The organism is Phytohabitans aurantiacus (genome assembly GCF_027923225.1).
GTDB classification, from domain to species: domain Bacteria; phylum Actinomycetota; class Actinomycetes; order Mycobacteriales; family Micromonosporaceae; genus Phytohabitans; species Phytohabitans aurantiacus.
On record NZ_BSDI01000004.1, the window covers coordinates 318063 to 335663 of the forward strand.

The 17601-nt window shown below is 69.5% G+C and carries 17 protein-coding genes and 1 pseudogene; 6 read left to right on the forward strand and 12 right to left on the reverse strand.

Annotation, left to right across the window (positions count from 1 at the left end):
- Positions 1-17 precede the first annotated feature (17 nt).
- The 8 genes and pseudogenes from QMG73_RS46225 to QMG73_RS06105 form a co-directional block, all read right to left on the reverse strand.
- Positions 18-539 (reverse strand): endonuclease domain-containing protein, encoded by a 522-nt coding sequence (locus tag QMG73_RS46225; RefSeq protein WP_309299434.1) that lies wholly within the window; start codon positions 537-539, stop codon positions 18-20.
- A 178-nt stretch (positions 540-717) separates the two neighbouring features.
- Positions 718-825 (reverse strand): annotated as a pseudogene (locus tag QMG73_RS46305) (DUF559 domain-containing protein); the annotation flags it as partial.
- A gap of 40 nt (positions 826-865) precedes the next feature.
- Positions 866-1867 (reverse strand): agmatinase, encoded by a 1002-nt coding sequence (gene speB / locus QMG73_RS06080; protein WP_281892983.1) that lies wholly within the window; start codon positions 1865-1867, stop codon positions 866-868.
- A complete protein-coding gene (locus tag QMG73_RS06085; RefSeq protein WP_281892984.1) occupies positions 1864-3066 on the reverse strand; it encodes a saccharopine dehydrogenase family protein in 1203 nt (400 codons plus the stop codon). Before QMG73_RS06085 ends, speB begins: the two co-directional genes overlap by 4 nt.
- Positions 3066-3875: an ABC transporter permease gene (locus QMG73_RS06090; protein ID WP_281892985.1), complete on the reverse strand. Its 810-nt coding sequence runs from the start codon at positions 3873-3875 to the stop codon at positions 3066-3068. Before QMG73_RS06090 ends, QMG73_RS06085 begins: the two co-directional genes overlap by 1 nt.
- Positions 3875-4738 carry an ABC transporter permease gene (locus QMG73_RS06095; RefSeq protein ID WP_281892986.1) on the reverse strand — a complete coding sequence of 288 codons (864 nt, stop codon included), beginning with the start codon at positions 4736-4738 and terminating at the stop codon, positions 3875-3877. Before QMG73_RS06095 ends, QMG73_RS06090 begins: the two co-directional genes overlap by 1 nt.
- Positions 4735-5856: an ABC transporter ATP-binding protein gene (locus tag QMG73_RS06100; protein ID WP_281892987.1), complete on the reverse strand. Its 1122-nt coding sequence runs from the start codon at positions 5854-5856 to the stop codon at positions 4735-4737. The genes QMG73_RS06095 and QMG73_RS06100 overlap by 4 nt, the downstream gene beginning before the upstream one ends.
- A gap of 2 nt (positions 5857-5858) precedes the next feature.
- On the reverse strand, positions 5859-6992 hold the full coding sequence (locus QMG73_RS06105) for a polyamine ABC transporter substrate-binding protein (RefSeq protein WP_281892988.1): 1134 nt from the start codon (positions 6990-6992) through the stop codon (positions 5859-5861).
- A gap of 209 nt (positions 6993-7201) precedes the next feature.
- On the opposite strand from QMG73_RS06105, the gene QMG73_RS06110 reads away from it, so the two are divergent.
- The 3 genes from QMG73_RS06110 to QMG73_RS06120 all read left to right on the forward strand — a co-directional run bounded on the left by QMG73_RS06110 (position 7202) and on the right by QMG73_RS06120 (position 10373).
- A complete protein-coding gene (locus tag QMG73_RS06110; RefSeq protein ID WP_281892990.1) occupies positions 7202-7669 on the forward strand; it encodes an Lrp/AsnC family transcriptional regulator in 468 nt (155 codons plus the stop codon).
- Positions 7670-7749: 80 nt separating this feature from the next.
- On the forward strand, positions 7750-9096 hold the full coding sequence (locus QMG73_RS06115) for an aspartate aminotransferase family protein (protein WP_281892991.1): 1347 nt from the start codon (positions 7750-7752) through the stop codon (positions 9094-9096).
- A complete protein-coding gene (locus QMG73_RS06120; RefSeq protein WP_281892992.1) occupies positions 9081-10373 on the forward strand; it encodes an NAD(P)/FAD-dependent oxidoreductase in 1293 nt (430 codons plus the stop codon). The genes QMG73_RS06115 and QMG73_RS06120 overlap by 16 nt, the downstream gene beginning before the upstream one ends.
- Here the strand turns inward: QMG73_RS06120 and QMG73_RS06125 are convergent.
- Positions 10370-11353 (reverse strand): ABC transporter substrate-binding protein, encoded by a 984-nt coding sequence (locus QMG73_RS06125; RefSeq protein ID WP_281892993.1) that lies wholly within the window; start codon positions 11351-11353, stop codon positions 10370-10372. The genes QMG73_RS06120 and QMG73_RS06125 overlap by 4 nt on opposite strands.
- Positions 11354-11448: 95 nt before the next feature.
- Here QMG73_RS06125 and QMG73_RS06130 point away from each other — a divergent pair, with 95 nt between their 5' ends.
- Both QMG73_RS06130 and QMG73_RS06135 read left to right on the forward strand, forming a co-directional pair.
- Complete coding sequence (locus tag QMG73_RS06130) at positions 11449-12414, forward strand: FecCD family ABC transporter permease (protein ID WP_456107247.1); 966 nt, start codon at positions 11449-11451, stop codon at positions 12412-12414.
- 10 nt (positions 12415-12424) lie between these two features.
- Positions 12425-13423: a FecCD family ABC transporter permease gene (locus tag QMG73_RS06135; protein ID WP_281892995.1), complete on the forward strand. Its 999-nt coding sequence runs from the start codon at positions 12425-12427 to the stop codon at positions 13421-13423.
- 75 nt (positions 13424-13498) lie between these two features.
- On the opposite strand, the gene QMG73_RS06140 is transcribed toward QMG73_RS06135, so the two are convergent.
- Positions 13499-13867, reverse strand: coding sequence for a DUF3499 domain-containing protein (locus QMG73_RS06140; protein ID WP_281892996.1), 369 nt, complete (start codon positions 13865-13867; stop codon positions 13499-13501).
- A gap of 101 nt (positions 13868-13968) precedes the next feature.
- Between QMG73_RS06140 and QMG73_RS06145 the strand changes: the two genes are divergently transcribed.
- Positions 13969-14418 (forward strand): metallopeptidase family protein, encoded by a 450-nt coding sequence (locus tag QMG73_RS06145; protein WP_281892998.1) that lies wholly within the window; start codon positions 13969-13971, stop codon positions 14416-14418.
- Positions 14419-14503: 85 nt separating this feature from the next.
- Here the strand turns inward: QMG73_RS06145 and QMG73_RS06150 are convergent, their stop codons facing one another.
- Entirely contained in the window at positions 14504-14761 is a 258-nt protein-coding gene (locus tag QMG73_RS06150; RefSeq protein ID WP_281893061.1) for a WhiB family transcriptional regulator, read from the reverse strand.
- A 268-nt stretch (positions 14762-15029) separates the two neighbouring features.
- A complete protein-coding gene (locus tag QMG73_RS06155) occupies positions 15030-17507 on the reverse strand; it encodes a bifunctional FO biosynthesis protein CofGH (protein ID WP_281893000.1) in 2478 nt (825 codons plus the stop codon).
- Positions 17508-17601 lie beyond the last annotated feature (94 nt).

Sequence of the window (17601 nt, forward strand, 5' to 3'; positions counted from 1 at the left end):
ATGGCAGCCCAAAACGTTCACAGCTCGGCCACTTCAAGTGCGGCGCGGATCTGCGCCGCGACAACATCGGGGCGGTTGCGCACCTCGAAAGCGGCAAACCGCAGAATACGGTCACCCGCAATCCACACGTCGTTCTGCCGGCGCATATCCGCCGCCCAATGCCGCACGTCCATGTGATGGGCGCCGTCCACCTCGACGTGGACTCGCCGCTCACGCCAATACGCGTCGAGGTAGCGGATCCGACCGCTGGCGTCCGTGCGGCGTTCTTGGAGATCCGGTATCGGAAGCCCATAGCGCCGACACAACCTCACGAGGTCGATCTCCGACAGCGCTTCAGCGCCGCCCTCAAGATCAGATATGGTCGCCGCCATCAAGCTGCGGCGGCGCACATTGCACATCGCGTCCAGGGCTTCGCGAAGCTCCGCCGGCGTGACGCGGCGTTGCTGGTACGCGGCAGCGAGCACCGATTGCGCGTCGGCGTCGAAGCGCATCCACTGCGCCGCGTCGACCGTATGGGACCAGCACGTCCACCGGGTCATACCGCCACTTGCCCCGCAAACCGCCCGCCCAGGCCGCCGCTAGACCCGCGAGGAGGGCCCCCTCACCCGCGGCGAGCACCGCCACCCACCACTGCTGTTCCCGGGTGACCGGCCCGGCCCCGGATATCAACACACCGCGGCACACGCGCCGCCATCGGCCGGTCGCGAGCAGGTGACGTACGCGGGCGCGCCCCAGTTCGGCCAGCGCCTGCCGTGTTGTGATTACGCCGGATTGGTGGAACAGGAGCCAGTCCAGGGTGCTGGCGTCGTCCTTGGGTAATCCCACACCGCAATCTCACTCGGCTGGGAGCGGCGCCGCTGCCCCGTCAGCGGCCGTCGAGCAAGGGCTGGTGCGGGTCCCAGGGGATACCGGTGCGGCGGCGGGCGATCGCGGAGAGGGCTTCGAGTACCACGCGGTTGCCCAGGTACGCGGTCACGTCTGCCTGGTCGTACGGCGGTGCCACCTCGACGATGTCGACGCCCACGATCGGCAGTTCGTAGCAGCAGCGGCGGACGGCGTCGAGCAGCTGCCGGCCCGTGAACCCGCCCGGCTCGGGGGTGCCGGTGCCGGGCGCCATGCCGGGGTCGACCACGTCGATGTCGACGGACAGGAACACGCCGTCGCAGTCGTCGACGGCGATGGCGTACGCCTCGGTCAGGCACTCGTCGAGGCCGCGCGCCACGATCTCGGTCATCTCGTACGAGCGCATGCGCTGCTCGGCCATCCAGGACAGCGTCTCGGGCTCTGGCCAGTACCCGCGCAGGCCGATCTGGAGGAACCGGTCGCCGCGTACCGCGCCGGATTCGATGAGCCGCCGCATCGGCTGGCCGTGGCCGTACAGCGAGCCGAAGGCGGTGTGGCCGGTGTCGGCGTGCGCGTCGAAGTGCACCATCGACACCCGGCCGAACCCGAGGTGCCGGGCCACCCCGGTCGCGTCCGGCAGCGCGATGGAGTGGTCGCCGCCGAGGATGACGGGGATCGCCCCGCTGGTGGCAACCGCCGCGACGGCCTCCTCCAGCGCGTGGAGCGACCGCTCGATGTCGCCGGCGAACATCTCGACGTCGCCCGCGTCGTACACGCGCAGGTCGCGCAGGGCGTCGACGCGCAGGGCGAGAGACGGGCGGGAGCCGTCGTGGGGCAGATAGCACGCCTGCCGGAGAGCCGATGGGCCGAAGCGGGTGCCGGGGCGGTGCGAGGTGCCGCCGTCGAAGGGCGCGCCCACGATGACGACGTCGGCGTCGGCGTACGACGCGGTGTCGGTGAGGTCGCAACGGTCGACGCCCAGGAACGTCAGGTCCGGCCCGTACATGGCTCCGTATCGGCTCACCGCTCCTGCATACCCCATGGGGAGCCGTATTCGGTGAGCAGATCCAGAAATGGGCGCGGCTCGAAAGCCTCGGGGCCGAGCACACCGGCGCCGGACCAGGTGCCCGAAGCGAGCAACTCGAGGGCGATCACCGGGTTGACGGCGGTCTGCCACACGACCGCCTGGTGGCCGTACTCCGCCATCGACCACTCGTTGTCGACGACGTGGTACAGGTACACCTCGCGCGGGGTGCCAGCCGGTGAGGTGCCGCGCACCCACGTACCGGCGCAGGTCTTGCCGCGCATGCGGTCGCCGAGCGTCGCCGGGTCGGGCAGGCAGGCGGCCACGACGTCGCGCGGCGCGACCGAAACGCCACCCACGCGCACCGGCTCGGTGCCGTCGAGGCCGAGCTTGTGCAGGGTACGCAGGACGTCGATGAACTCTGTGCCAAGGCCGTACTTGAACGTGACCCGGCTGGCCTTGACCCAGCGCGGGATCAGCAGCACCTCTTCGTGCTCGACGTTGACGCACTCGACCGGCCCGATGCCCTCGGGAAAGTCGAACACCTCGGGCTCGGAGAACGGCTCGGTGGTGTGCCAGCCACGCACGGCGTCCCAGATGACGGGCGGGTTCAGGCACTCCTCGATGGTCGTCCAGATCGAAAATGACGGTGCGAAGTCGTAGCCGTCGACGACGAGGTTGGCACCGTCGCGCACCCCGATCTCGTCGATGGTGGCGAAGAGTTCGTCGGCGGCGTACCGGGCGAAGACGTCGGACAGGCCCGGCTCGACGCCGATGCCTACGAGCGCCAGCCGTCCGGCGGTTTCCCATGCTTCCGCCTGGGCGAACTGCGCGTCGCCCAGCTTGACGCCGCACTCCTCGTGGGGGCGGTCGGGGTGCGGGCGGGACAGCGACATCGCCATGTCGAGGTAGTGCGCACCCGCTTGGAAAGCGCCCTCGAAGATGGGCATGACGAACCGCGGGTCGACCGCGTTGAGCACGTGCGTGATCCGGTGCTCCCGGCACAGTGCCGCCACCGCACCGGCCGACGAGGCGTCGACCTGCGCCGGGATGAACCGGTCGTCCACTGTGGAAGCGGCACGGCCGGCGCGAGCCGGATCGTAGTCGGCCACGACGACCGACTCGAAGAACGACCGCCTCGCGGCGATCGATACCACCGCCGAACCGACCCCGCCGGCGCCGAGCACGAGGATGCGCATCAGACGGCCACCGCCCGGCGCCGCCGGACCATCGTGCCGAGCACGAGCAGCAGCGATACCAGGAACATGGCGGTGCCGACCACGTTCACCTGCGGCGGGATGCCCCGCTGGGAGGCGCCCCACACGTACATGGGGAACGTGACCGTGGTGCCCGAGTTGAAGTTCGTGATGATGAAGTCGTCGAACGAGAGCGAGAACGCCAGCAGCGCGCCCGCCACGATCCCCGGAAACGCCAGCGGCAGCGTGACGCGGCGGAACGTCTGCCACTCGCTGGCGTACAGGTCCATCGCCGCCTCCTCCAGCCGGGTGTCCAAACCGGACAGCCGCGCCTTGACGGTCACCACGACGAACGAGACGCAGAACATGACGTGGGCGATGACGACGGTCCAGAAGCCCAGCGGCACGCCCCCGGCCACGAAAAGGGCGAGCAGCGACGAGCCCATCACCACCTCGGGCGTAGCCATCGGCAGGAAGATGAGCAGGTTGGTGGCGCCCCGGCCACGGAAGCGGTGCCGCACCATGGCGAACGCCATCAGCGTGCCCAGCAGGGTCGCCACGACGGTGGCCACGAATCCAATCTGGACGCTGCGCACGACCGCGTCGCACATGTCGCCGGGACCGCACGGGTTCTTCCAGTTGTCCAGGGTGAACTCGTTGAAGTCGTACGAGAGGCGGCTCGACGGCCGGTTGAACGACAGCCCGACCACAACGGCGATCGGCAGAAAAAGGTATCCGAGGACGAAGACCCCGGTGGCGAGAATCCAGTGGTCGGCGATCCAGCGCCCGAGCCGCTGCAGGGTACGGTGCATCAGACCACCTCGTCCGTGCCGGCTCGTTTGATGTAGACGAAGACGATCGCCAGGATCGCGGCCATCAGGATGAACGACAGCGCGGCCGCCTGCGGATAGTCGAGGCGTACGAGGAACGCCGAGTCGATGACGTTGCCGATCATGTACTCGTTGGGTGTGCCGAGCAGCTCGGCGTTGATGTAGTCGCCGGCCGCGGGAATGAACGTCAGCAGCGTGCCGGCGACCAGGCCGGGCATCGACAGCGGCAGGGTCACCTTGGCGAAGGCGCGGGCCGGGCTCGCGTACAGGTCGTTCGCCGCCTCCAGCAGCCGGCCGTCGAGCCGGTCCAGATTCGCGTACAGCGGCAGCACCATGAACGGCAGGAAGTTGTACGTGAGGCCGAGCACCACCGCGATCGGGGTGGCCAGCAACCGGCCGCTGGCGTCGAGCAGGTGCACGTCACGCAGGAAGCCAACCAGCGCACCGTTGTCCGACAGGATCGTCTTCCACGCCAGCGTGCGCACGAGGAAGCTGGTGAAGAACGGCGCGATGACGCAGACGAGCATGAGGTTCTTCCAGCGGCCGGACTTCTGCGCGATCGCGTACGCCAGCGGGTAGCCCAGAAGCAGGCACAGCACGGTGGCGATGCCGGCGTACACGAGCGAGCGCACGAAGTGTGGCCAGTACTGGGAAAGGGCGTCGGCGTAATTGCCGAACGCCCACGTCATCGCGTAGCCCTGTTCGAGGGAGCCGCTCGGGTCGTAGAGGCTGGTGACACCCAGCTGGAAGATGGGCACCGCGAAGAAGAGCAGCAACCAGAGGCCGCCGGGAAGGATCAGCAGGTACGGCGAGAGCCGGCCGCGTCGACGGGAGAGCGTGCTCATGGCACCGGCTCCAGCAGCGGCTGGGTCGCGTCACCCGCACCGGGCTCGCGGCGCAGCAGGAAGGCGTGGCGGGGGTGCCAGTACGCGGCCACGTCGGCGCCGAGCGGGATCTGCTCGGTCACCCCGCTGTTGGGCGCGAATACCGACAGCTCGGTGCCCCAGGCGGTTCGCACGAGGTACTGCGTGCTGACGCCCACATAGGACGAATCCGTGACCACGCCGGTGACGTATTGATGGCCAGCCGGAACCTCGTCCACCAACGCCGCCAGGCGGAGCTTCTCTGGGCGTACTCCTAAATAGACGGACCCCGCGTCGGCCCGGCAGCGGCCGGCGGGCAGCGAGAAACGACTGCCGTATGCCGTCACTTCCACGTCGTCGCCGGCCTTTCCGGCGACGTCTCCCGCGAGCAGGTTGGACTGCCCGAGGAAGTTGGCGACGAACGGACTCGCCGGGTATTCGTACAGCTCGGCCGGCGCGCCGAGCTGCTCGATCCTGCCGGCGTTCATCACCGCGACCGTGTCAGCCATCGTCATGGCCTCTTCCTGGTCGTGGGTGACGTGCACGAACGTGAGCCCCACCTCGGTCTGGATGCGTTTGAGCTCGATCTGCATCTGCCGGCGCAGCTTGAGGTCGAGCGCGCCGAGCGGCTCGTCGAGCAGGAGCACCTGCGGCTCGTTGATGAGCGCGCGGGCCAGCGCTACCCGCTGCTGCTGGCCGCCGGAGAGCTGGGCGGGGCGGCGCTTGCCGTACCCGTCGAGCTGCACCAGAGACAGCATGCGCGCGACGCGCCCCGCCACGTCGCGGACGCCGCGCCGCCGCAGTCCAAATGCGACGTTCTCGAAGATGTCGAGGTGCGGAAAGAGCGCGTAGCTCTGGAAGACCGTGTTGACCGGCCGTTTGTAGGGTCGCAGGCGGCTGATGTCTTGGCCGTCGAGCAGCACCTGGCCGGTCGTCGGCTCTTCCAGGCCGGCCACCATGCGCAGTGTCGTGGTCTTGCCGCAGCCGGAAGCGCCGAGCAGGGCGAAGAACGAGCCCTGCGGCACGGTGAGGCTGAGGTCGTCGACCGCTGTGAAGATGCCGAACTGCTTGGTCAGATTGACCAGCCGAAGGTCGCCCATGCCTACGACCCGATGGCTTGCTGGAACTTCTGCGTGTACGTGCGTTCCTGTGCCTCGTCAAGGGCCATGAATGCCTTGGTGCGGCCGAGCGTGGCGGCGTCCGGGAAGATGAGCGGGTTCGTCGCCAGCTCCGGGTCGATCTTGGTGATCTCTTCCTGGGCACCCTGGACCGGACAGATGTAGTTGACGTACGCGGCCAGTTCGGCCGCCACCGCCGGCTCGTAGTAATAGTTCATGAGCTTTTCGGCGTTTGCCTTGTGGGTGGCCTTGTTGGGCACCAACATGTTGTCGGACCAGAGCATGACGCCCGAGTCCGGCGCCACAAACTGGATTTTCTCGTTTTCGGCGGTCAGCTGGAGCACGTCGCCGGACCAGGCGATGCACGCCGCGATGTCGCCCTTGGCCAGGTCGGGCGCGTAGTCGTTGCCCGTGAACCGGCGGATCTGCCCGGACGCCACCGCGCGCTTCAGCTTCTCCAGGGCGTCGTCGAACTGCGCCTCGGTGAACTTGTTGGGATCGTGCCCGTTCGACAGTAGGAGCAGGCCCATCGTGTCGCGCATCTCGGTCAGGCAGGTCACCTTACCCTTGAGGTCGGCGCGGGTGAGCAGCTCGTCGACGGTGCGCACCTCGCCGGTCACGGCGCCGTTGTACGCGATGCCGCTCAGCCCGGACTGCCACGGCACGGCGTGCTCGTCGCCTGAGTCGAACGACCGGCCGCGCAGCGACGGGAGCAGGTTGGCCTGGACGTTGGGGATCGCGGCCTTGTCGAGCTTCTGGATCCAGCCGAGCCGGATCACGCGCCCGGCCATCCAGTCGGTCAGCACGAAGATGTCGCGGCCCGTCGACTGGCAGTTGGCGAGCTGGTTCCGGACCTTGCCGAAGAACTCGTCGTTGTCGTTGACGTCTTCGGTGTAGGTGACCTGGATGCCCGTGCTGCTCTGGAATGCTTCGAGGGTGGGTCGCTTGGACTCGTCTTTCTCGTCGACGTCCATGTACTGCGGCCAGTTGGAGAACGCGAGCTTCTTCTCGGTGCTGGAGAGGTCGTCGCTGACGCAGCTAGCCTCTGACTGCTTGGTGCCCTCGGTGCCGCAGGCGGCGAGCGTGCCCCCGGCGGCGACGGCGAGGGCACCTTTCATCAGGGTGCGCCGCCTGACGGCGGCGAGTAAGGAGGCGACTTCTGGTGACGGAGAGCGATGGTGGGGGTAGCGCATCGACGGCTCCCATGGTTGCGCGGTGAGACGCCGATCCTGACATGGTGACCATCGCCTCACAAGGGATTCCGTCGTAGATCTATGATTCTGCAACGAAATACGTTAGTAACATCGACCCCACGGAAAGGTGCGGCATGGTTCGCGAGGGAGCCAGCCACGCGCTGCTCGACGACATCGCCAAGCAGATCATCGAGCAGCTTCAGGAGGACGGGCGGCGCCCGTACGCCACGATCGGCAAGGCGGTCGGCCTGTCCGAGGCGGCGGTCCGGCAGCGGGTGCAGCGGCTGCTCGACGCCGGCGTCATGCAGATCGTGGCGGTCACCGACCCGCTCCAGCTCGGCTTTCCGCGACAGGCCATGATCGGCCTGCGCACCACGGGCGACCTGGAGACCATCGCCGACCGGCTCGCGGAGATCGACGAGGTGGACTACGTGGTGATCACGGCCGGCTCGTTCGACCTGCTCACCGAGGTGGTCTGCCGCAACGACGACCACCTGCTGGAGATCATCAGCCGGCTCCGCGAGGTGGAGGGCGTGGTCGCGACGGAGGCCTTCGTGTATCTGAAGCTACGCAAACAGACATATACGTGGGGAACCGCCTGACTGCGGATTTCGTTGCGTGTTTGTGCTTGAGCGACGAGATCCCTTGCCTCTCCCGCTTGAGGTATGCGGTAATCGTTGGCATGGGGAACGCCACTGATCACCTCTGGATGCACTTCACCCGGATGGCGAGCTACCGCGACGGGGAGGTGCCCACGATCGTCCGCGGCGAGGGCGCCTACGTCTGGGACGCCCAGGGTCGCCGGTACCTCGACGGGCTCGCCGGGCTCTTCGTGGTCAACGCCGGCCACGGGCGCACCGAGCTCGCCGAGGCGGCCGCCAAACAGGCCGCCGAGCTGGCGTTCTTCCCCCTCTGGTCGTACGCGCACCCGTCCGCGATCGAGCTGGCCGAGCGCATCGCCACGCTGGCACCGGGCGATCTCAACCGGGTCTTCTTCACCACCGGCGGCTCGGAAGCCGTCGAGGCGGCATGGAAGCTGGCCCGCGCCTACTACAAGCGGGTCGGCAAGCCCACCAAACACAAGGTGGTCAGCCGGTTCATCGCGTACCACGGGACGTCGATGGGCGCGCTGTCGATCACCGGGTTGCCGGGCATCAAGAGCGACTTCGAGCCCCTGGTACCGGGCGGGATCAAGGTGCCGAACACGAACTTCTACCGGGCACCGGAGCACGGCGACGACCTGGAGGCGTTCGGTCGCTGGGCGGCCGACGAGATCGCCCGCGCCATCGAGCGCGAGGGGGCGGACACGGTCGCGGCGGTCTTTCTGGAGCCGGTCCAGAACTCTGGGGGCTGCTTCCCGCCGCCGCCCGGGTACTTCCAGCGGGTACGCGAGATCTGCGACGAGTACGACGTACTGCTCGTCTCCGACGAGGTGATCTGCTCGTGGGGGCGGCTCGGCGCGTACTTCGGCGCGGAGCGGTACGGGTACCAGCCAGACATCATCACCACCGCCAAGGCGCTCACGTCGGGGTACTCGCCGCTCGGCGCGATGATCGCCTCCGACCGGCTGATCGAGCCGTTCCTCGCCGAACAGGGCATGTTCGCGCACGGGGTGACGTTTGGCGGGCACCCCGTCTCGTGCGCGGTCGCCCTGGCGAACCTCGACATCTTCGCTCGCGAAGACCTCGTGGGCCACGTCCGCTCCAATGAGGACGCGTTCCGATCCACATTGTCCCGTCTGAGCGACCTGCCGATCGTCGGGGACATCCGGGGCGATGGGTACTTCTACGGGATCGAACTGGTCAAGGACAAGGCGACCCGGGAGACGTTCGACGACGCCGAGTCCGAGCGGTTGCTGCGCGGCTTCCTCTCCACCGCGCTCTTCCAGGCCGGCCTGTACTGCCGTGCGGACGACCGCGGCGACCCCGTCGTGCAGCTCGCGCCGCCACTCATCGCCGAGCAGCCGCAGTTCGACGAGATGGAGCAGATCCTGCGGGCCGTGCTGACGGAGGCGTGGCAACGACTGTGAACCTCTGGCTGTCCACAGTGGGCTCTCTGGAGCCCCGGCCATCGCTGCCGGGGCCGATCGTCGCCGACGTCGCGATCGTCGGCGCCGGATACACGGGGCTGTGGACGGCGTACTACCTGGCGCGCGCCGAGCCGTCGCTGCGGATCGCCGTACTGGAGAAGGAGTACGCCGGGTTCGGGGCGTCCGGGCGCAACGGGGGCTGGTGCTCCGCGCTCTTCCCCACGCCCGCGTCACTGCTCGCTCGCCAGCACGGCAGGGCGGGCGTCGTGGCGATGAGGCGGGCGATGGAAGCCACTGTGGACGAAGTGGGGCGGGTGGCGGTCGCCGAAGACATCGACTGCGACTGGGCCAAGGGCGGCACGGTGACGCTGGCCCGGACGCCCGCACAGCTGCGCCGCGCCGAGGCTGCCGTACAGGAAGCCGACGACCTGGTGCTCCTCAGCGCCGACGAAGCCGCGAAGCGGTGCGGCGCCACGCGGGTGCTCGGCGGCACGTACACGCCCAACTGCGCGGCCATCCACCCGGCTCGGCTGGTGCGCGGTCTCGCACGGGCGGTCGAGGACCGTGGCGTCACGATCTATGAGGGCACGCCGGCACTGCGGCTGCGCAAGGGCGCCGTCGACACGCCCGCCGGCACGGTACGGGCACCCGTCGTCATCCGCGCCACGGAGGCGTACACGCCGGAGCTGCCCGGGATGCGGCGGGCGATCGCGCCGATCTACTCGCTGATCGTGGCGACACCGCCGTTGCCGGACTCGTTCTGGGCGGACGCGGGACTGGCCGAGCGGGAGACGTTCTCCGACTTCCGGCGGCTGATCATCTACGGGCAGCGGACCGCCGACAACCGGCTTGTCTTCGGCGGGCGCGGGGCGCCGTACCACTTCGGGTCGCGGACACGGCCGGCGTACGACCGGGAGCCGCGCGTCTTCGCGGGACTGCGCCGCACGCTGGCGGAGCTGTTTCCGGCGCTCGGCACCGTGCCCATCACGCACGCGTGGGGCGGTGCGGTGGGCATCCCCGCGGACTGGTCGGCCTCGGTGGGGCTCGACCGCACCACCGGGCTCGGCTGGGCGGGTGGGTACGTCGGCGACGGTGTCGGCACCGCCAACCTCGCTGGGCGTACCCTCGCCGACCTGGTCCTCGACGTCGACAGCGAGCTAACCGCGCTGCCCTGGGTGGGGCACCGGTCGCCGCGCTGGGCGCCCGAGCCGCTGCGCTGGGTCGGCGTCAACGCCGTCCGCAAGCTCGTCACCTGGGCCGACGCCGCCCGTCTTTAGGCGACTCGCTTGAAGGCGGTGAGCTTCGAGGCCAGGTCGCGCAGGGTCGGGGCGAACGCGGCCCACGTCGACGGGGTCTCCGGGTTCCAGGCCAACGCCTGGTTGGCCTTGATCGCCGGCAGGCTGGCCACCGTCGGGTACCTGGCCAGGTCGGTGGTGAAGTACGAGGCGTTGCGGGAGTCGTAGAGCAGCACGTCGATCGGGTACTTGCCGGCCTGCTCCCAGGACAGCACCTCCCAGTGGGGCTCAGCCGCCGGCACGGACGGCTGGACGAACGGGACGCCCTGGTTCTGGAGGTACGCGAGATCCGAGAAAATCTTGGCGTTGCCGAGGTAGAGGTTGTCCTTGTTGCCGCTGACGAACGCGACCCTCAGGTCGGGCCTCGCCTTCGCGGCGTCCGCCAGCGCCTTGCTCGCCGCCTCGAACTCCGCCTTCGCCGCCTGCGATGCCGTGAGATCGGCCCCGAGCGAGACAGCCAGATCGGCGAACCGGTTGATCACCTTATCGACCGGCACCTCGTACTGGTTGATCCCGACCGTCGGGCAGAGCGGCTCGATCTTGCTGACCGCCTCGTCTGGCACGTACCAGAGCTGGCCCTTGGTCTGCATCGGCGCCACCAGCAGGTCGGGCTGGAGCGCCGCGAGCTTTTCGATGTTGAAGTCGCCCCAGGTCTGGCCGACCCAGGTGAGCGAAGCCGTGTCGACGTTGCCCTTGAGGATCTCCGACGCGTTCGTCTCGCCGAAGGTGCCCACCGGCCGCAGGCCGAAGTCCCAGAGCGTCGCGGCGGCGCTGATCTGAGCGACGATCTTGGTGGGGCGGCTGTCCTTGGTGGCCTTGGTGCCGCGGTCGTCGGTGAACTCCCACGGCCCACCGCCCTGCGCGCCGCTCCCGCTGCCGCCCTCATCCTCCGAGCCGCAACCAGCGAGCACGAATAGCGCCGCGCTCCCGACCAGCAGACCTCGCCGACTCAGTCCAGTCATTAGGGCAGGCTAAGCTAAGTCGCCACCACGTGTCGAGGAGGGATCTTGTGACCGGGACCGCAGCTCGCCGGCTCCTCCTCGGGATGGTCGGCGCTGTGGTGGCGCTAGCGGCCGTCACCGCCACGTCGATCGCCGTCGGCTCCAAGTCCATCCCGCTCGGCACCGTCGTGACGGCCATGACCAGCTACAACGGCACCCTCGACGACCACGTGATCGTGCACGACCTGCGGCTGCCGCGCACGCTGCTCGGGCTCGCCGTCGGCGCCGCGCTCGGCCTCGCCGGCACGCTCATCCAGGCCCTCACCCGCAACCCGCTCGCCGACCCGGGCATCCTCGGCATCAACGAGGGCGCGGCGCTCGGCGTGGTCGTTTCGGTCGCGGTCACGGGCCTCACAAGCCCTCTCGGGTACATCTGGTTCGCGTTCGCCGGCGCGGCGGTGAGCGCTGTCATGGTGTACGCCGTCGGCGCGCGCGGTCGAGAAGGCGCCAGCCCCGTGCGGCTGGTACTGGCCGGCATCGCGTTCACGTACGTGTTGCACGGAATCACGTTCGCGATCCTGCTGACCGACACCGCCGCGTTCGACCGGTGGCGCAACTGGTCGGCCGGATCGCTGGCCGCCGCCGACCCCGACGCGCTGATGGGTGTACTGCCGTTCCTCGCCGTCGGGGCGCTGCTGGCCCTTGCCCTCTCCCGCTCACTCAACGCGCTCGCCCTCGGTGACGAGGCAGGGCAGGCGCTCGGTGTGCACCGTGGACGCACGCGGCTCCTGGGCGCCGTCGCGGTGACCCTGCTGTGTGGGGCGGCCACCGCAGCCGCTGGCCCCATCGGATTCGTGGGCCTCATGGTGCCGTACCTCGCCCGCATGATCACTGGACCCGACTACCGCTGGCTGTTGCCGTACTCCCTCGTCCTCGCCCCGATCCTCGTGCTCGGTGCCGACATCCTCGGCCGCGTGCTCGCGCGCCCCAGCGAGATCGGCGTCGGCGTGATCACCGCGTTCGTCGGTGCGCCCCTGCTCATCGCCATGGTCCGCCGCCGGGGAAGGTTGCCCCAGTTATGAGGACACGGCTATGAGGACTGTCCGCCCAGCCGTCGTAGGCGGCATCCTGCTGGCGCTCTGCGCGGCCGTCGCGGTGGTCGCCCTCGGCACCGGCGACTACCCCATCTCGCCCGGCGGAGTACTGCGGACGCTGGTCGGCGCCGGCACCCCGGCGACCGACTACATCGTGCTCGACCTGCGGCTGCCCCGCGTACTGACCGCACTCGCCGTCGGAGCCGCGCTGGGCGCCAGCGGGGCGCTCTTCCAGAGCCTGACCCGCAACCCGCTGGGCAGCCCTGACGTGGTCGGCTTCACGACCGGCGCCAGCACCGGCGCGCTCGTGATGATCATCCTGGTCGGTGGCGGCCTGGCGCAGGTGGCGCTCGGCGCGATCGTGGGCGGTACCCTCGCCGCCGCGGCGGTCTACGTCCTCGCGTACCGGGGCGAAGCGCACGGCGACCGCCTGGTGATCATTGGGGTGGGCGTACAGGCGCTGCTCAGCGCCGCGATCACGTACCTGCTGGTGCGCGCCGACATCGTCGACGCGCAGCGGGCCGCGCTGTGGCTGATGGGCAGCCTCAACGCCCGCTCCTGGGGGCACGTGGTGATCGCCGGCAGCGCCGTCGTGGTGCTCCTGCCCGTGGCGCTGCTGCTCGCCCAGCGCGCCCTGATCCTCGAAATGGGAGACGAGACCGCGCGAGCCCTGGGCGTACCGGTGGAGCGCGCACGGCTGGCGCTGATCGCCACCGCCGTCGGGCTGGCCGCCGCCGGTACCGCGGCCGCTGGTCCGGTCGCGTTCGTGGCGCTCGCCGCACCCCAGCTCGCCCGGCGCCTGACCCGCGCGTCCGGCCCGAACACCGTGCCGTCGGCGGTGACGGGCGCGGCGCTGCTGCTGGTGAGCGACTTGGTCGCACAGCGCGCCCTGGCTCCCACGCAGCTCCCGGTCGGCGTCGTGACGGCTTGCCTGGGCGGCGCGTACCTGATCTGGCTACTGGGCTGGCGCCGCCGCGTCCGCGCGACCACTGCGTGACCCTCTCTCGTGATCAGGGCGTCCCTCAAGTCGCTCTAACGACTTCAGGGACGCCCTGATCACGAAGGAAGGGGGTTAGTGAGCTGGGGGGATCACGCGGAGGTGGCCGCGGCGGCCCTGCTGGTGGGGGTGCGGGTGCGGATCGGGGAGTTCCTCGTCGTGCCGCTGTACTGGGCGAGCGGCCTCACGCACGGCCTCGGCCAGCGCGACCAGGTCGTCGGTGGTCGGGGGCGGGGGCGCGAACTCGCCGTCGTGCCGCACCAGCTCCCATCCGCGCGGGGCGGTCAGGCTGCGGGCATGCTGCTCACATAGGTCGTATGTGTGCGGCTCCGCAAATGCCGCCAAAGGCCCCACAACAGCCGTGCTGTCGTTGTAGACATAGGTCAACGTGGCGACGGCTTGGCGGGGGCAGCCGTTTCGGGAGCAGCGCCGTGGTGACCTCACGGCGGCACGTTATCTCTCCTACCCGCTTCAGCGCTCAGGATGGCGCTGCGACACGCCGGCCGCGTGAGTTGGTCGGCGCCGAGTGCGACTACATTCTTGACGTGAGCAGTCCCGAACCTCGGCGCCCGGGCGCCGGTCGCCGCACCCATCGTGACCGGCACGGGCGCGGCCTGCGTGGCCGCCTGGTGCCGGCGACCGTGCCGCTGGCCCGCACCAAGGCGGAGATCTTTGACGATCTTGTGCTCGACACGGTCGAGAGCCTGGAACGGCGGTTCGCCAAAGAGCTGGCCGGTGTCGAGTTCGCGGTCGAAGATGTGCCGCCAGATCTGAACGTCTACGACTCTGACGTGCTCGAAGACGGCGAGGTGCCGCTGGCCAGGCTGCTGCCGGCGCGTCCCGGGCGGCAGGAGGTGCCGCCCCGGATCGTGCTCTACCGCCGTCCGCTGGAGTTCCGGGCCATGGATCGTGACGACCTGGCCGATTTGGTGCATGACGTGATCATCGAACAGGTCGCGAACCTGCTCGGTGTGGACCCTGACGAACTAACCTGAGCCGGAATTCGGGTCGTTCGCCGTCGTTGGTCGCCACGGGTCCCTTACCGACACAAAGGTCACCTCCCACGCCCCCCGCGGGGTCTCAGGCCACCCGTCGCTTGAGCTTGCGGCGCTCCCGTTCGGAGAGTCCGCCCCAGATGCCAAACCGCTCGTCGTGCCCCAGCGCGTACTCCAGGCACTCGGCCTTGACCTCGCACCGCGAGCAGATGCGCTTCGCTTCGCGGGTCGATCCGCCCTTTTCCGGGAAAAACGCCTCCGGGTCGGTCTGCGAGCACAGCGCGCGCTCCTGCCATTCCGGCGCGTCCCCGATCAGGTCGGCCGCCTCCAGTGGGCCGTCCATCAGCATGCCTCCTTCTTGCGCACCGGCCGCGTTGCCGGCGCAACCCCCCACGCGGAAGGCGTGTCATTTGTCCGAACAGTGCTGGTTTACCCTATCTTATTCGTACAACCGCAGCTCTATTCGAACAACCCCAGTGAAATTACACGCGTGTAATGCGTGCGTCGTCAAGCGGAACCTGATAAATAGGGTCCGCTTTCCGGCGCGCCGCGGAAGACTCGCGGTACGCCTACCGATTCACCCCCCGCCGGGGTAACGCCCCGAGCCGGTATCACCGGGAGAGATACGCCGTGGTTCGCTCGCGCGCGGGACGGCCGGCGGCCGCGGCGATCGCGCGCAGTTGCGCGACCGTGCGGGCGGAGCCGTTGTCGGAACCGGCCATCCTGGAGATCGTCTCCTCCATCAGCGTGCCGCCCAGATCGTTGCAGCCACCCTTGAGCATCGCCACGGTGCCCTCGTCTCCGAGCTTCACCCAGGAGCACTGGATGTTGGCGATCCGGCCGTGCAGCAGGATCCGCGCCATCGCGTGGACGGCACGGTTCTCCCGCCAGGTGGGGCCCGGACGGGCGATGCCGGCGAGATAGATCGGCGCGTTGGTGTGCACGAACGGCAGCGCCACGAACTCGGTGAAGCCACCGGTGCGGTCCTGCACGTCGGCCAGTACCCGGAAGTGGCCGAGCCACTGACGCGGGTGGTCGACGTGGCCGTACATCATCGTGGAGCTGGACCGGATGCCCAACTCGTGCGCGGTGCTGATCACCTCAACCCAGGTGGCCGCCGGAAGCTTGCCCTTGGTCAGTACCCAACGCACGTCGTCGTCGAGGATCTCCGCGGCGGTACCCGGAATCGTGTCGAGCCCTGCCTCGCGCAGCATCGTCAGCCAGTCCCTAATGGACATACCGGCCTTCGACGCGGCGGTCACGATCTCCATCGGCGAGAACGCGTGCACGTGCATCCCCGGCACCCGCTCCTTGACCCCCCGCACGAGGTCGGCGTACGCGGTGACCGGCAGCTTCGGGTCGATGCCGCCCTGCATGCACACCTCGGTCGCGCCCGCTCGCCACGCTTCCTCGGCCCGGTCGGCGACCTGCTCGACGGAGAGGCGGTACGCGTCGGCGTCGCGCTCGCGCTGGGCGAACGCGCAGAACCGGCACCCGACGTAGCAGACGTTGGAGAAGTTGATGTTCCGGTTCACCACGTACGTGACATCGTCGCCGACCGCCGCCTGGCGCAACTCGTCGGCGATCCGGCACAGCTCGTCGAGGGCGGCGCCGTCGGCGTTGAACAGCGCCACGGCCGCGTCTTCGTGCGCGGGCAGCAGCAGGGCCGCCGGGTCGGTGGCCGCCAGCTTGAGCCCCGCGAGCACATCCGAATCCGTGGACGGTGTATCGGGCGCCGTCACGTGGCCGGCCACCGCGGCCCAGTCGCCGTATACGTTGTCGAAGTCGCCCCGGCGGTCGCCCGTGCGGCCGGTGGTGTCGATCGTTTCGTGCAGGTCGGTGCGGCCGGTGGGCACCGAGTCATCCGGCTCCTGCCAGGGGCGGCCCACCAGCGCCGCATCGGGGTTCGCCAGGCCGTCGGGCAGGGCCAGCGCCGACACGTGCGGCATGATCCGAGGGTCGAGCCACGGGTCGCCGCGCTGGACGTACTCGGGATAGATGGCCAGGCGCTCGCTCAGTGCGAATCCCGCGGCGGCCGACCGCTCCCTCAGCTCGTCGATCTGCGGCCATGGCCGCTCCGGGCTGACGTGGTCGGGGGTGACCGGCGAGACGCCGCCCCAGTCGTCGATGCCCGCGCGCAGCAGGAGGTCGTACTCGCCGGCGATGAGGTTCGGCGGCGCCTGGATGCGGGCGCGGGGGCCGAGCAGGATCCGCGCGACGGCGACCGTCGCGGCGAGATCGGTGAGCTCGGCGTCGGGCATGCCGCGCATGGCGGTATCGGGCTTGGCGCGGAAGTTCTGGACGATGACTTCCTGGATGTGCCCGTACTCGCGGGTGACGCGGCGGATCGCGAAGAGCGAGTCGGCGCGCTCGGGGAGCGTCTCGCCGATGCCGATCAGGATGCCCGTGGTGAACGGCACTCCGACCCGGCCGGCGTCTTCGAGCACCCGTAGCCGCACCGCCGGCTCCTTGTCGGGCGAGCCGTAGTGCGGTCCGCCCGGCTCGCTCCACAGTCGCGTCGCGGTGGTCTCCAGCATCATGCCCATGCTGGCGGCGACCGGCTTCAGCCGCTGGAGGTCCGCCCACGAAAGGACGCCGGGGTTGAGGTGCGGAAGAAGGCCGGTCTCTTCGAGTACCGCGATGGCGCACGCCCGCACGTAGTCCAGTGTGGACTCGTAGCCGCGCTCGTCGAGCCACTTGCGGGCGGCGGGCCACCGCTCCTCGGGCCGGTCGCCGAGCGTGAAGAGCGCTTCCTTGCAGCCCTGCTCGGCTCCCGCACGGGCGATGTCGAGGACCTCGTCGCGCTCCAGGAAGGCCGCCGGCAGCCGGTGCGGCACCGTCGCGAACGTGCAGTAGTGGCAGCGGTCGCGGCAAAGGCGGGTGAGCGGGATGAAGACGTTCTTGGAGAACGTGATGACGCCGGGGCGGCCGGCGTCGCGCAACCCCGCGTCGCGGATGCCTCCCGCTATGGCGAGCAACTCGTCGAGGGCATCGTTTCGAGCTGCCAGCAAGGTGGCGGCCTCGTCGACGTCGAGCGCCTTGCCGTCGGTGGCCCGGCGCAACGCCCGGCGCAAGCTGTGATCCACCACCCGTGTGAGCCTAGCCCTCGCGGTGCCCCAGGCCGCCCAGACGGCCTGAGGCACCGGTCACAGCCCCACCGTGATCAGGGCGTCCCTCAAGTCG